Genomic DNA, 15,534 nt, shown 5'->3' with positions numbered 1-15,534 from the left:
AAGTGCCGCCGAACCCGGAGGGAGCGGATTTACAGTCCGCCGCGTTTAGCCACTTCGCTACCCCTCCACATATGGAATTGATAAAGAAAAAACAGTGCCGGCAAGAGGACTTGAACGTGGAGGATGACGGGCTCGAACCGCCGACCCTCTGCTTGTAAGGCAGATGCTCTCCCAGCTGAGCTAATCCTCCACATCATGGTGACCCGTACGGGATTCGAACCCGTGTTACCGCCGTGAAAGGGCGGTGTCTTAACCGCTTGACCAACGGGCCAGTTTGTCAAGTTTGCTGTTTCCGTGAAGCTGACAAAAATTATTATATACAGGTTGTCCCCCTTTTGTAAAGGGGAATTTTATTTTTTTTATTTTCTAACTATTAACCACCTTTCAGCACGACATTTTGATTGAAATATAATTTCAGTATTTAAATATAATGTTGAAATTTTATATCATACTCAATATACTGAAAATGAAGAAATAAGGAGGTATGTCACATGCAGCCATCTCAACTGCGTTCTTTGACAACAGAATCAAGAAACCCTAACACAATGGGAATTTCTCAAGCAGATCCGCTCGAAATGCTCAAGATGATCAATGAAGAAGATATGAAAGTCGCTCAAGCGGTCAATCGTGTACTCCCACATGTCAAAACAGCAAGTGACTTTGCCTATGAATCCATCTCGAATGGAGGCAGACTCATTTATTTAGGCGCTGGAACTAGCGGCAGAATTGGCGTGATGGACGCTGTTGAATGTCCACCAACCTATAGCGTCTCCCCTGATGTCATTGTAGGCATCATGGCAGGTGGTGACTCCGCTTTTTCACATGCTGCCGAAGATGTGGAAGACAGTGAAGAAGCCGGCAAACAGGATTTAAAACACATCCACCTCACGTCAAAAGATACTGTCGTCGGCATTGCCGCTAGCGGTCGGACACCCTATATCATCGGCGCTTTAAATTACGCAAGATCCATTGGAGCAAAAACTGTAGCCCTCAGCTGTAATGAACAAGCAGAAATTAGCGAGCTGGCAGACTGCGCCATTGAAGTCATCGTTGGACCTGAAGCCATCACCGGGTCAACACGAATGAAAGCCGCATCCGCTCATAAAATGATTTTAAATATGCTTTCCACCTCAGCCATGATCAGACAAGGAAAAGTATATGAAAACCTGATGGTTGATGTAAAAGTAAGCAATCACAAACTAAAAGAGCGCGCCATCACCATCATTCAACATGTGACAAACGCTTCCTACGAACAAGCCGTGAAAACACTTGAAGCGGCAGATTTAGAAGTCAAAACCGCCATCGTCATGCTCCAAACAAACACAGACAAGAAGACAGCACAGGATTTACTCAACAGAACGAATGGCCATATCGACAAAGCCATCTTACGTCATCAAGGATAAAGGAGGCAGAGCTCATGTCAGCAGGTGGACTCACCCTACTACACACGATGAAATCAAAGCTTCCCCAATCAGAAAAAATCATTGCAGACTATATCCTTGCCCATCCTGACAAAGTCATTAAAAGCACAGTGCATGAAATCAGTCAGGCTGCCGGTGCAAGCAGCTCTGCAGTGATTCGCCTTTGTAAATCTCTCGGGCTGGATGGCTATCACGATTTGAAAATGCGGATCGCTGGAGACTTAATGCATGACGATAAACAAGGCTACCGAGATATCGAACAAGATGAACCACTTCAATCCATTATTCAAAAAACAGCAGGAAACTCAATTCAATCGATTAAGGATACGGCTTCTATTTTAAATGCAGATGCTTTAGAAAAGGCCGTTCAATTGCTGCTACATGCAAATCAAATCCATTTTATCGGTGTTGGTGCATCTGGCATCGTCGCAGCTGATGCACAGCAGAAATTTCTCAGAATCAATTATGCAGCCACAGCCTTCACTGACATGCATATCGCATCCACAGTCATCGCAAATGCAGGAAAGAACGATATTGTTTTCGGAATATCCTTTTCTGGAGAAACGTTAGACATCATCCAAGCCCTTCAGCTCGCAAAAGAAAATCAAGTGAAAACCATTGCCTTAACGCATCCAGGCCATACAAGCGTTTCTGCTTTATGTGACGTTCACCTATCGACGTCCGGTTCCAATGAAGCACCTTTTCGCAGTGCTGCCACTTCCTCTAGAATGGCACAGCTCTACTTAATTGATGTCTTGTTCCTCAGCTTAGCTTCCCGTCAATATGAAGAGACAGCGCAATATATTGACAAGACAAGACATGCCATCCGCTCCATGAAACGAAAACCAAAGGGGGATTCAACATGAGTCATCAAAAGAAATATCAGCAGTTAGCGAAAGATATTCTTTCGCTCTGTGGTGGTTCTGAAAACATCTCTTCCCATACACATTGTATGACACGTCTCCGAATTACACCGATCGATGATGAAAAAGTTCAAATCACAGCGATCAAAGAACTTGATGGCGTCATTGGTGTCGTCGAGGCAGAAACGCTTCAAATCATTTTAGGCACTGGCGTTGTCAACCAAGTATCAAGTGCGTTTGACCATCTGCTAAAAGCCTCTAGTTCATATGACTTGAACAACGAAGCACAAAAAAACAAGCAAGCCATTTCACAAAAGAACCGCACACCGTTCAAGCTGTTCTTACGGCGAATTGCCAGCATTTTTATCCCTATCATTCCGGCACTGGTTGCGTCAGGTCTCATTACAGGTATTACAAAAGCGATCGTGCAAGCGGGATGGCTCGATGAAAAATCTCAAGCCGCGATCATTTTAACTGTTATTGGTTCAGGCTTGTTCGCTTATCTTGGGATATTGGTCGGAACAAATGCCGCAAAGGAATTTGGAGGCTCTCCTGCATTAGGCGCATTGGCTGGTATCCTCATTATTAACCCAGCCTCCGCAGATATTATGTTATTTGGCACAAATATTCTACCAGGCAGAGGCGGACTCATCGGTGTTCTTCTTGCCGCCATCTTTATGGCCTTTGTTGAAACCCGAATTAGACGCTTTGTCCCGCAGTCACTCGATATCATCGTCACACCAACTATCACATTACTCATTACTGGAATTTTTACCTACGTCGTCTTCATGCCAGTCGGCGGATTTATATCTGATGCCATCACCTCAGGACTCACTTATCTATTAAACATTGGCGGTATTTTCGCTGGATTTGTTCTTGGTGCGACCTTCCTTCCTCTTGTTGTAACAGGTCTTCACCAAGGACTGACACCTATTCATATGGAACTCATCAATTCAATTGGAGACGATCCGCTTCTGCCAATTCTCGCTATGGGAGGCGCAGGACAGGTAGGCGCTGCCTTTGCGATTTATATGAAAACAAAAAAGAAAAAGCTCAAAAGAGCCATTGCAGGTGGACTTCCTTCAGGAATGCTTGGTATTGGTGAACCACTCATTTTCGGTGTCACACTACCACTAGGAAGACCATTTCTCACTGCTTGTCTCGGTGCTGGAATCGGCGGAGCATTTCAAGCCTACTTCCAAATCGCCACTAAAGCCATTGGGGTATCAGGTCTCCCATTAACCTTTATCGTTCACACGCATCAAATGCTTCTTTACTTAATTGGACTATTCATTGCATATGTCGCTGGATTTATCTTCACATACTTATTTGGCTTTCATGATGATATGGCAGTTGAATTCGAGGAAACCAATCAATAAGGAGGTCTAGCTCTTGAAGAAATGTTTTCTTTTGATGACATGTCTGTTTATACTCCTTGGGCTACCAGTACAAACATTTGCAACTAGCTCCCATCCTGTATCGTCTTTGTCTAAAACAGCACCTGAAGAATATCCCGTCTTAAAAAAAGCAAAACGACCGGAACAAGTAGGTTTTTCTTCCAGGCAGCTTAGGAAGGTTGATCAAATGATTCAAAACGATATCAAAGCAGGATTTCCAGGAGCCGCGCTCATCATCATCAAGGATGGTAAAATCGTCCATCAAAAAGCCTATGGCTACAGGCAAAAATACGACGGTACGACTGAACTCAAATCGTATAAAAAAATGAAAAAGAACACACTGTTCGATCTCGCATCCAATACAAAAATGTATGCCACCAACTATGCCCTGCAAAAGCTTGTTTATGAACAAAAACTAGATGTGAACGAAAAAATACAATCCATCCTGCCAGACTTTCAGGATGAACCAGATGCAAAGGTAACCGGCAAAGATCAGCTTCGAGTAAAGGATCTTCTCACCCATTCTGCCGGACTCCCATCCAGTGTCTTATTTTATAGCAAAGAATCAGCGGGCTCTTTTTTCTCTCAAGATAGACAAACAACCATGAAATGGCTGCCTAAGGTGCCTCTACAATACGAGCCAGGTACCCAGCATATTTATAGTGATATTGATTACATGCTTTTAGGCATGATCATCGAGAAAAAAACAGGGATGCCTCTTGATCAATATGTAGAGTCTACAATCTATCGGCCGCTAGGTCTCAAGCACACAATGTTCAATCCGCTACAAAAAGGATTCAAGCCGAAGCATTTTGCAGCAACCGAACGTTTAGGCAATACGCGAGATGGTGTAATCAACTTTGAAAACATTCGACGATACACCCTTCTAGGTGAAGTACACGATGAGAAAGCATATTACTCAATGGCAGGTGTCTCAGGTCATGCTGGGCTTTTCTCTAACACCTCTGATATGGCGGTGCTACTCCAGCTGATGCTCAATAAAGGAGGCTATGGGAAAACAACCATCTTTGACCAAGCTTCTATCGATCTCTTTACAACATCCTCTGACACGAACCCAACATACGGGCTAGGCTGGCGGAAAAACGGCAATACTGACATGGAATGGATGTTTGGAAAATATGCAAGTAACGAAGCATATGGACATACAGGCTGGACCGGAACGATGACGTTGATTGATCCAAAACACAATCTAGGTATCGCTTTGCTGACGAATAAGAAACATTCACCTGTCGTTTCACCTGAAACCAACCCTAATCAATTTGAAGGTGACCTTTTCCCAACTGGCACTTATGGAAGCATCATGACCGCAATCTACGAATCTTTTAAGTAAAAGGAGGAATTCGATGTTAAAATCTCTCTTCCCCGTTGCTCTGGTTTTGGCCCTGCTAACCTCTTCCATTCCAACGGAAAAGGTTAGCTCTGCCTCTCTTCCAACCGCAAAAAAAATGGTGCAAAACATGTCCCTGGATGAAAAGATTGGCCAAATGCTCATGCCAGACTTTCGCAATTGGCAAACTAAAGATGAATCCACGCCTACAGGCTTAACAAAGATGAATAAAGAAGTTTCTCATCTTGTAGAGAAATATCATCTAGGCGGTGTCATCTTATTCGCAGAGAATGTCGTTGATACGAAACAAACCGTCAAACTCACTCATGAATTTCAAAAAGCATCGCCAAATATTCCTTTACTCATTTCAATTGATCAAGAAGGCGGAATCGTCACAAGACTACAAAAGGGAACACATTTCCCAGGAAATATGTCGATTGGTGCCTCTAGAAGCAAGAAAAATGCATACGACACAGGAAAAATCATCGGAAAAGAATTAAACGCCTTAGGTATCAATACAAACTTCTCTCCTGTTCTTGATGTGAATAATAACCCAAACAACCCCGTCATTGGTGTACGTTCCTTTAGCTCTGACCCTGCACTTGTCACTAGACTCGGCCTTCAAACAATGAAAGGCCTTCAAAAGGAAAAGACCATTTCCACACTAAAGCATTTCCCGGGACATGGTGATACAGCCGTCGATAGTCACTACGGCTTGCCGCTCGTAGAACATGACCTAGATCGCTTAAAAAAGGTTGAGCTGTATCCATTTCAACAAGCAATCAACGCAGGTGCGGATATGGTCATGACCGCTCATGTTCAATTTCCTGCTATTGATGATACGACCTATCAAAGTAAAAAAGATGGCGAGGACATCATGGTTCCAGCTACTTTATCTAAAAAAGTGATCACACACTTATTAAAAGAAGAGATGGGCTTTCAAGGAGTTGTTGTGACTGACGCTCTAAATATGAAAGCGATTGCAGATAATTTCGGACAGGAAGAAGCCGTGGTGATGGCCATTAAAGCAGGAGTCGACATTGCTCTCATGCCAGCACCTGTTACGTCCTTAAAAACAGAGAGAAACCTAGAAAATGTGTTTAATGCTTTAAAACGAGCCGTTCTATCAAACGAAATTCAGATGTCTCAGATCAACCAATCTGTCGAAAAAATCCTTCAATTGAAGATCAAACGCGGCATCATTTCAACCAAAAAACCAGTAAGCCTTGAGAAAAAAATCAAAAAGGCTACTCAACTCGTTGGTAAAAAGTCGCACCGAAAAGCAGAACAAAAAATGGCTCGTGAAGGAATCACTCTACTTAAAAACAACGACAAGACCTTACCTTTTCAGCCTAAAAAGAATGACCAAATCGTGCTCATGGCACCCTACGAAGATCAAACAAAAGCAATGTCTGTCACCATAGAATCTCTGATCAAACAAAAAAAGATCAAATCTGTGCGTATCCAACCTTACGCTTTTGCAGATAAGACCTTCTCGAAAGAAACAGCCAAACTGATTCAAGATGCTGACTATGTCATTACCGGCTCTTACGTTGTCCAAAATGACCCAGCTGTGAATGATGGCGTGATTGATGATAATGTACAGGACCCGAAGAAATGGGCTACTGCCTTCCCTCGCGCTGTCATGAAAGAAGCAAAATCACAAAACAAAAAAATGGTCATCATGAGTCTTAGAAACCCTTATGATGCTGCCAATTTCGAGGAAGCCGATGCCTTACTGGCTGTTTACGGTTTTAAAGGCTACTCAAATGGACAATTCAACCAACCAAATATTCCTGCTGGACTAGAAGTGATTTTTGGAGCGGCATCACCTAAAGGGAAATTGCCAGTCGCTATCCCATCAGTCACTCATCCGAATCAAACCCTTTACCCCTTTGGCTATGGGCTCAATTTGAAGGGGAAACAGATCAAATAGGAGGGATTCTCTTGAAAAAGACAGCAAGCTTGATACTCGCTAGCATTCTCATGATAAGCACATTGACCGCCGCCTCCCCCGCAGATCAAGGACGAACAGACACAAAAGGAAAAAAAGCCGCAGTCAAAACAGGTATCGAAACATTACTCTCAAGCAATCTCTCATGGCTAAAAGGGAAAAAGGTAGGACTCATTACCAACCCGACTGGCATTGATGCAAACATGAAAAGCAGTGTCGATCTCCTATTTGAACATCCAAATATTAAGCTCACTGCTCTATATGGACCTGAACATGGCGTGCGCGGCGATGCACAAGCAGGAGAAGGCGTCGAATCCTATACCGATGAAAAAACAGGCCTGCCTGTTTACTCTCTCTATGGAAAAACAAGAAAACCAACTCCTGATATGCTCAAAAATGTAGATGTGCTGCTATTTGATATTCAAGACGTTGGCGCTCGATATTACACCTATATTTACACGATGGCCTACGCGATGGAAGCCGCTAAGGAAAACAATATCCCATTTGTTGTCCTAGACCGTCCAAATCCCATAGGCGGGCTAAAAGTAGAAGGACCTGTATTAGAACCCGAACACGCCTCATTTGTGGGTCTCTATCCAATACCTTTGAGACATGGAATGACCACTGGGGAACTCGCAAACATGTTTAACAAAGAGTTTCATATCAATGCTGATGTAACAGTCATCAAAATGAAAAATTGGAAGCGATCCATGACGTTCGATGACACGAAGCTGCCGTTCGTCCTTCCTTCACCTAACATGCCGACAGTTGATAGTACCTTTGTATATCCAGCCACAGGATTAATTGAAGGCACAAACGTCTCTGAAGGCAGAGGAACGACAAAACCTTTCGAGCTCATGGGCGCTCCATATATCAATAGCAACGAGCTAGCGGATCACTTAAATAAGCTAAAACTAAAAGGCGTTCAATTTAGACCCGTTTCATTCACCCCTACCTTTTCAAAACATGCCGGGACTCTATCTCACGGAGTGCAGCTATACGTCACAGACCGCTCTTCCTTTGAAGCTGTGAAAACGGGGTTATCCATCATCAAAGCAATACATGATTTGTATCCTAATGACTTTCAGTTCCTTCAAACAGGCAGCTTTGATAAACTGATCGGAAATGGTTGGGTCAAAGAGGAAATCAATAAAGGCACTTCAGTCAAACACATCATGAAACGCTATCATCATGATCTCAAAACATTCGAAAAGAAACGGAAAAAATATCTTATCTATTAACTCACAAAAAACCTCCACCCTTTGAGATGGAGGTTTTTTCATGATAAAGATTTAGTCATAGCAGGTGTTTTCAGCTCAAAACGATTGAGTAAAAAGCCAAACAAGGCAGCAAGTACTTGCTGAAACAGCATGCCAATCACAACAGGGACAGCGACAGCAGGCGGGAAAAAGCTAGTGGCAAGCACAGCTCCCGCACTAATATTTCGCATGCCACCTGTATACACAATGGCCACAATCTCCCCTTGAGTACATTTCATCGCCTTTCCAATCAACCACGCAAAGGCATATCCACTCATCGCAATAAGAAACACAATCGCTGCTTTACTAAAAATGGCGGCATCCAGTTCACGCAAGTATGGAGCGACAACAGAGCTGTTAATCGAGACCACAACAAACAAGCCTATTTTTGAAAAAGGGGATAGCGTCTGACTGATCGTTTTCGTCATCGCTGGCTTTGCATACTGATGAACGAGCATTCCTAAAATAGATGGAAGCACCACCATACCAAACAGCCCTTTCATGATGGCCACAATGTCCATATGGACCTGTGTACCGACGAAGAGTGACAGGCTGGCTGGCACAATAAATGGCGACAGCAGTGTATCAATTAAAATGATGGATAAGGTTAACCCAACATTCCCTTTATACATCGCCGCCCAAATTAAACTAGAAACACCTGTCGGAATCACCATCGCAAGTGTCAAGCCGGTAATCGTCATGGAATCACCCGTAAATATCAGATGCCCCGCTGACCAAGCATAAAGGGGCATCAACACATGCAAAATCATAAACGTTAAAATCAAAGGCAATGGATGCATCACCGTATGCTTTAAGGCTGAAAAACTAGCAGACAAGCTCCCTGCAAATGTCATAAGGGCAAACACCCACGGTACCAAAAACGTAAAATCCTTTAAATAGGCCGCCAATAATACACCAATTAACACACTCATAGGCGTAATGAGCGGCATCATCCGGCCGAGCATTTGATTCAAACGGACAAGCATGCCGGCCACCTCCATTCTTCTCTTACAAATCACTTCACTCAGTGTATCAAATCTAAAGAAAAAAAACATAATGTTCATAAAATGAAATGAGAGGATTTTTCATATAGTGATAGCAGTGTGAGCTTCAAATTCATTTCGGACTGCATCAATATGTATACCAGTTGCTCGATGTTTTTCTGTCATTCATTAATTCGCGTTTTTAATAAATCGCAACTAACCGATCGTGACCTATTGGGAAGTATTCACAAAATTAGTGACAGAATGATTTGATGTAATATGTAGCTTAGAAATTTTCACAACAAAAAAGCCGCCCACTCTACTTGAATGAACTGCTCTTTTTTTCTTCTTCATCTCTTACCCCTGCAATTCCAATCGTTTAATATCTCCTACAATCAGCAAGTAGCTTAACATAGCAACAATTGCATTGACGCCTACGAAAACTAGAGCCCCATGAAATGAACCAGTTGCATTAATGATAAAACCAATAATGATAGGTGTTGTAATGCCTGAAATATTGCCAAATGTATTAAATAAGCCACCACTTAACCCTCCAATTTCTTTTGGAGAACTATCGGCCATTACCGCCCAGCCTAATTGCCCAAATCCTTTTCCAAAGAAAGCTAATGCCATAATTCCAACTACAAGCCATTCTGCATTTGTATAATTACATGCAATCATACTGCTTGACAAAATCATCCCAATAATAATTGGTGTCTTTCGAGCAAACGTGAGCGATTTCCCCTTTTTCAGCAAATAATCTGAATAGATTCCTCCTAATACACCACCTATAAAACCACTAAGTCCAGGCAAAACAGCTACAAATCCCGCTTCTAGTATGGACATCCCTCGTTCTTGTATCAAGTAGACAGGAAACCATGTCATAAAAAAATAAGTGAGTGTTGAAATGCAGTATTGTCCAATATAAACACCAACTAACATACGACTTTTCAAAATTTGCTTAATATAAGACCATTTCATTCCGTTTTTATGTGCAGACCCTTTATTGGCATTTGAATCCATCATATCTAAAAGACCGCCACCATCTTCAATATAATCTAACTCTGCTTGATTCACACGAGGATGATCTTTTGGATTATGAATTATCTTTAACCAGATAAAAGAGATAACGATCCCCAATGCACCCATGATAGTAAAGACATGTTCCCATCCCAAGTACGCTGTGATCCATGACATAAATGGTGTAAATACAATAATCGCTAAAAAGGCGGACGCACTAAAAATAGCGGATGCAGTTCCACGCTCATGATCAGGAAACCACGAAGCTGCCACCTGACTATTCCCTGGGAACGATGGGGCTTCTGCAAGACCTACAATAAATCTAAGAACAAAAAGCAAAATAATAGCTGTAGAAGCATTAAAGAAACCAACAAATCCTTGTAATAACGTAAAGAATGACCAAAGAAAAAGACTCCAAAACAATACTCTCTTCGTTCCAAATCGATCTAATAACCAACCACCAGGAATTTGACCAAGTGCATAGGACCAGCTAAAAGCTGAAAAAATAAACCCCATCGTTATCGCACTGATCCCTAAATCACTTTGTAAAGGCGTTGCCGCAACTGAAATAGTGGCACGATCTGCATAGTTAATTGTCGTCACAATGAATAAAAAACTGACAATGAACCAACGAACTTTCGTTTTCTTTACTTGCAACGGAACTGCCTTGTTTTCAGGAATTGGATTGCTGTCTACCCTCATCATATTCGCCCCTTTGTTTGTATTTCTCTTACACATGTAAGTCAGATGCACATAACGAAAACGCTTTCAAAAAATGAAGGGAATCCACTCATCATGATGTATTTTCAGTGCCCCCTCTTTTTATCATTCACGGAGGCACACCTTAAATCGCTGTTCATCATCGTCCAAGCCAGCCACCATCAACAGCTAGTAAGTGACCATTCACATAGTTGGCAGCATCTGATGCTAAGAAAATCGCCGCACCTTTAAAGTCTTCTGGATTTCCCCAACGACCTGCAGGAATTCGTTCTAAGATTTGCCTACTACGAACAGGATCTTCAATCAGCGCAGTGTTCATTTCCGTCGCGATATAACCTGGCACTATCGCATTTACATTAATTCCAGCGGAAGACCATTCATTTGCAAGTGCTTTGGTCAGTTGACCGACTGCCCCCTTTGCAGATGCATATGCAGGAACATATAACCCTCCTTGGAATGTAGCAATCGAAGCGATATTGATGATCTTTCCACCCTTTTTTTCAAGCATATGTCTTCCCGCTTGCTGACATAGAACCCATACAGCTTTTAAATTCACTTTGATCACATCGTCCCAATCCTGTTCAGTAAACTCAACAGCTGGCGCCCTTCTTTGAATACCTGCATTATTCACTAGAATCTCAACTGAGCCCATCATCTCGATTGCCTTTGGAATCGCCTGTTTTACTTCATCTAAATTCTCCATATCACAGCGAACGATTTCACAACGGACACCTAAAGCTCTCATCTGTTCTTGTGCCGAAGTATCATCCGATCGTTGAAGCAAAACAATATCTGCTCCCGATTCAGCTAGACCTAGAGCAATTGCTTTACCAATTCCACGTGTTCCCCCAGTTATCACAGCAGTTTTACCTTGTAAATTAAATGCCTGATTCATAAACACCACTCCTATAGTTCAAATAAAATTTTCAATGCTTGATCGGGATTTTCCATCAAATCAAAGCCAGTCTGTATTTCTTCTAATGGAAGGGTGTGAGACACCAATACATCAAGTTGAATCTTTTGTTGTTCAAGTAATTCAATCGCTTTTGAAAAATCACTCGAATGATAACAACGTGTCGTTGTTAATGAAATTTCTCGAAAATGCATCGCTGCAAGTTGTATCGTTGGAGATTTTTTATAGACACTAACCACCACAACTTCACCTTGATATTTCACACATTCAATCATTTGGTTAGCTGTCGCCTGATTGCCTGCTACTTCAAAGACGACATCAGCCCCTACACCGTCTGTATATTTTTTAATGACATGTGAAATATCCGTATGACGAGCATCAATTGCTTCAAATCCCATCTCGTTAGCCGTTTCTAAACGCATTGAACTTACATCAGAAATAACAATCCTTCCAGCACCTGCCTGTCTTGCTATTAAACCTATCAAAAGCCCAATAGGACCTGCCCCAAGAATCACAACTGTATCACCAATCTTTAGCTTCGATCGTCGAACGGTATGAACAGCTACAGCCAGAGGTTCAATCATTGCCCCCTCTTTTTCCGTAACGGATTCTGGCAAGACCCTAAGCCTATGAACAGGGATGGCAACATACTCAGCAAAACCACCATGCTGGTCAATGCCTATGTATCTCAAATCCTTGCAAACTTGCGCTTGTCCTTGTTGACAGGCTGAACAAACCCCACAGTGTAAAAGCGGTTCTATCACAACCTTATCTCCCTTTTTAACATGATGATTTTCATCAGCTTCTATCACAATTCCACTAAATTCATGTCCAAGAATAAGGGGTGCTTCTGCCCTCGGGTGTACCCCATGATAAATCATCATATCTGTGCCACATATCCCTGCATAAGAAACTTTAATTAAAGCTTCATCCATTTTTGGTACTGGAATTTCTTTTTCCGTCATTGCTACACATTTTGGTGACAGATATGCCCCTGCCTTCATACAACCCGCTCCTTCTACAAGAATATTTTTGTTTTTTAGCAATAAACTTTATCATCTTTTCATTCTTAAGGTCGAACGGCAGTCCCGTCTGGTGTACGAGCAAGTGTCCATGAAGGAATTCCGCCTAAAGGTGGATATTGTTTCGCTTTCTCTTCATCAATGTCAACACCTAAACCAGATTTGTCATTCACATAAGCGAATCCTTGATCAACGCTTGGGCAGCCCGGGAACACTTCCTGTAACGCCTCATTAAACACTGTCCATTCTTGAATTCCAAAATTCGGAGAAGATAGGTCTAAATGAAGATTAGCAGCCACACCGACTGGAGAAATATCTCCTGGGCCATGCCAAGCTGTTCTTACTCCAAATAATTCACTGAATACAGCCAATTTCTTCGCTGGCGTAATTCCTCCGATTGTACTGACATGACACCTAATAAAATCTATTTGTTGATTGATAATCAAGCTTTTCCATTCATTTACGTTCGTAAATAACTCTCCTATCCCAATCGGTGTTGAGCTTTGCTGTCTAATCGTTTGAAGCCATTCGATATTTTCTGGAGCAACAGGATCTTCTAAGAAAAACAAGTGATATGGCTCTAAATTTTTGGCTAGTCTTACAGCTTCGATTGGTGGAATCCGTTCATGAACATCATGAATGAACTCCATATTAAAACCTATCTTAGATCGAAGATAATCAAATAGTTTATCAACGCTCTTTACATAAGCTTCAGGATCAAAATAGCAGCCAGGTAAAGCACCTTTAGGGGAACGTTTAGGTATAATGCGATTCGATTTCTCATAAACCGTTGCAATTAGACGTGTATCCGTCGTCCCACTCCCACCATACATTCCCATTTGACACCTTGCATATTGATAGCCCTCTTCCATTAATGCCAAAACATTTTCTTCAACAGCCTTTTCATCTGCACCATCAGCATGGCGGTAAAGAGGAATACCATCCCGACATTTTCCTCCTAATAATTCATACACAGGCAAGTTAGCTAATTTACCTTTAATATCCCAGAGTGCCATATCAATGCCAGATAAGGCATTATTCATGATGGGTCCGTTCCTCCAGTAACCGCTTACATTTGAAGACTGCCAAATGTCTTCAATTCTTCTCGGATCTTTCCCAATAAGAAATGGGTTCAAATAATCCTCAATTGCCGATTTCACAGCAAATATCCGCTGTGTAAAAGTAGCACATCCTAAACCATATAAGCCTGGTTCATTTGTTTCAACTTTTACAACGACTAAGTCAATATTTCCAGGTGCTGTTAAAATCACTTTGACATCACGAATTTCTAAATTCATCACGGTAATTCTCCTTCCCTTTGAAAACATATGGTTAATGTTGTCAGTTGTCCTACAAGTTTATGAAAAAATACTACCTCTTCATGAAGAGGTAAGATTTAATCCTTGATCATATTGATTTTTTCTATATTATCTTCCATCGCCTGATTTAATATCTCCTTGGCTTTCTCAGCATCCCTGCTCTGAATGGCCCTAAATAATTGCAAATGAACTTCAATACTCTCCAGCGTAACACCGATCACCCGATTAAGTTCTTCTAAATAACGATAGTACAGATCTCGTATAGAGTGGATGACACTATAAAACACCTTATTGTTCGAAGCCTTAGCAATCGCTAAATGGAAGTTAAAATCAGCCTCTGAATATTTCTTATAATCATCACGATATCGAAACATCGCATTGAGTGCATTCTCCATATTTTCAAAATCCTCAGCTGTTGCATGCTTTACAGCCAAATCAATGCATTTATATTCAATTGTCTGCCGAAAATCCATCATATCCAAAAATTCTTTCTCACTTAAATGCAATATCATTTGAATATCATGTATATCAAATTGACCAACCTTCTCTGACACAAAGGATCCTTTGCCATGATGAGTAACAACGATTCCCTGATCCCTTAGTCGTTGAATAGCACTTCGAACACTTACCCGGCTCACATTAAACATTTTCTGTAACTGCGGTTCAGATGGCAGTTTACTTCCAGGAGTCCAGTTACCATTTGCGATATTGTCTTTAAGCTGTTCATATACCATATTCACAATGTTTTGTTTGTCTATAGAGTCAAATTCCAAAATTATTCCCTCTCTTGTAACATGTCATACAAGTTATAAAATGATCATACCATAAACCAGCCTCCCAAGTAAACGCTTTCTTTACTTTTCAAAAATTAATAACGAAGTCTACGGAAGTTCAACTAAATGCCTCTTCTAAATTTAGCATTTTCTCATAGAGAGGAGGATTCAACAGCATTTAACCCTAACAGCATGATTGAAACAACCACAGAAGCTGATGCTTTCACAGACATAGTTATATCATTCCGACCTCAAATCGTCCCTAACTTTAAAAATCTAAACAAAAAAAGCCTTCTCATCATTGAGAAACCTTAACGTTTATCACTATCATATTATATATAGAGGAAAGCTTCCAAGCGGGCTCGAACCGCTGACCTCTTCCTTACCATGGAAGTGCTCTACCTACTGAGCTATGGAAGCAGAACTGCTCCACCCCGCGACGATATAAAAGTAACAAGCTTGGCGGCGTCCTACTCTCACAGGGGGAAACCCCCAACTACCATCGGCGCTGAAGAGCTTAACTTCCGTGTTCGGTATGGGAA

At 41.7% G+C, this 15,534-nt stretch carries 12 protein-coding genes, 3 tRNA genes and 1 rRNA gene; 6 read left to right on the top strand and 10 right to left on the bottom strand.

Going from position 1 to position 15,534, the window contains the following annotated elements; translation table 11 throughout:
• Nucleotides 1–117: 117 nt before the first annotated feature.
• A tRNA-Val gene (locus tag BA70_RS18150) sits at nucleotides 118–190 on the bottom strand.
• Nucleotides 191–196: 6 nt separating this feature from the next.
• Nucleotides 197–271 (bottom strand) — tRNA-Glu (locus tag BA70_RS18145).
• A 220-nt stretch (nucleotides 272–491) separates the two neighbouring features.
• Here BA70_RS18145 and murQ point away from each other — a divergent pair.
• Genes murQ through BA70_RS18115 form a run of 6 tightly spaced genes read left to right on the top strand, consistent with a single transcriptional unit; the run spans nucleotide 492 to nucleotide 8,224 of the window.
• Nucleotides 492–1,403 (top strand): N-acetylmuramic acid 6-phosphate etherase, encoded by a 912-nt coding sequence (gene murQ / locus BA70_RS18140; protein ID WP_034325118.1) that lies wholly within the window; start codon nucleotides 492–494, stop codon nucleotides 1,401–1,403.
• Between the two features lie 14 nt (nucleotides 1,404–1,417).
• Entirely contained in the window at nucleotides 1,418–2,287 is an 870-nt protein-coding gene (locus tag BA70_RS18135) for a MurR/RpiR family transcriptional regulator (RefSeq protein WP_034325117.1), read from the top strand.
• Entirely contained in the window at nucleotides 2,284–3,663 is a 1,380-nt protein-coding gene (locus BA70_RS18130; protein WP_034325116.1) for a PTS transporter subunit EIIC, read from the top strand. Before BA70_RS18135 ends, BA70_RS18130 begins: the two co-directional genes overlap by 4 nt.
• 13 nt (nucleotides 3,664–3,676) lie before the next feature.
• Nucleotides 3,677–5,032, top strand: coding sequence for a penicillin binding protein PBP4B (gene pbp4b / locus BA70_RS18125; RefSeq protein ID WP_034325115.1), 1,356 nt, complete (start codon nucleotides 3,677–3,679; stop codon nucleotides 5,030–5,032).
• 13 nt (nucleotides 5,033–5,045) lie between these two features.
• On the top strand, nucleotides 5,046–6,965 hold the full coding sequence (locus BA70_RS18120; protein ID WP_034325114.1) for a glycoside hydrolase family 3 protein: 1,920 nt from the start codon (nucleotides 5,046–5,048) through the stop codon (nucleotides 6,963–6,965).
• 50 nt (nucleotides 6,966–7,015) lie between these two features.
• Nucleotides 7,016–8,224: an exo-beta-N-acetylmuramidase NamZ family protein gene (locus BA70_RS18115; RefSeq protein ID WP_420834690.1), complete on the top strand. Its 1,209-nt coding sequence runs from the start codon at nucleotides 7,016–7,018 to the stop codon at nucleotides 8,222–8,224.
• A gap of 38 nt (nucleotides 8,225–8,262) precedes the next feature.
• Here BA70_RS18115 and BA70_RS18110 read toward each other — a convergent pair whose 3' ends face one another.
• The 8 genes from BA70_RS18110 to rrf form a co-directional block, all read right to left on the bottom strand.
• A complete protein-coding gene (locus BA70_RS18110) occupies nucleotides 8,263–9,228 on the bottom strand; it encodes a bile acid:sodium symporter family protein (protein ID WP_034325112.1) in 966 nt (321 codons plus the stop codon).
• 354 nt (nucleotides 9,229–9,582) lie between these two features.
• On the bottom strand, nucleotides 9,583–10,947 hold the full coding sequence (locus BA70_RS18105; protein WP_078061766.1) for an MFS transporter: 1,365 nt from the start codon (nucleotides 10,945–10,947) through the stop codon (nucleotides 9,583–9,585).
• Between the two features lie 157 nt (nucleotides 10,948–11,104).
• On the bottom strand, nucleotides 11,105–11,860 hold the full coding sequence (locus BA70_RS18100) for a glucose 1-dehydrogenase (protein WP_034325111.1): 756 nt from the start codon (nucleotides 11,858–11,860) through the stop codon (nucleotides 11,105–11,107).
• 11 nt (nucleotides 11,861–11,871) lie between these two features.
• On the bottom strand, nucleotides 11,872–12,882 hold the full coding sequence (locus BA70_RS18095; protein WP_034325110.1) for a zinc-dependent alcohol dehydrogenase: 1,011 nt from the start codon (nucleotides 12,880–12,882) through the stop codon (nucleotides 11,872–11,874).
• 65 nt (nucleotides 12,883–12,947) lie between these two features.
• Nucleotides 12,948–14,198: an enolase C-terminal domain-like protein gene (locus BA70_RS18090; RefSeq protein WP_239646708.1), complete on the bottom strand. Its 1,251-nt coding sequence runs from the start codon at nucleotides 14,196–14,198 to the stop codon at nucleotides 12,948–12,950.
• Between the two features lie 98 nt (nucleotides 14,199–14,296).
• Nucleotides 14,297–14,992 carry a FadR/GntR family transcriptional regulator gene (locus BA70_RS18085; protein ID WP_034325108.1) on the bottom strand — a complete coding sequence of 232 codons (696 nt, stop codon included), beginning with the start codon at nucleotides 14,990–14,992 and terminating at the stop codon, nucleotides 14,297–14,299.
• 347 nt (nucleotides 14,993–15,339) lie between these two features.
• A tRNA-Thr gene (locus BA70_RS18080) sits at nucleotides 15,340–15,412 on the bottom strand.
• Between the two features lie 37 nt (nucleotides 15,413–15,449).
• A 5S ribosomal RNA gene (gene rrf / locus BA70_RS19160) occupies nucleotides 15,450–15,534 on the bottom strand; the annotation flags it as partial.

Source organism: Bacillus zhangzhouensis (assembly GCF_000715205.1).
GTDB lineage: Bacteria > Bacillota > Bacilli > Bacillales > Bacillaceae > Bacillus > Bacillus zhangzhouensis.
Note: the sequence above shows the minus strand (reverse complement) of the source record. Positions and strands in the feature narration are given on the sequence as shown.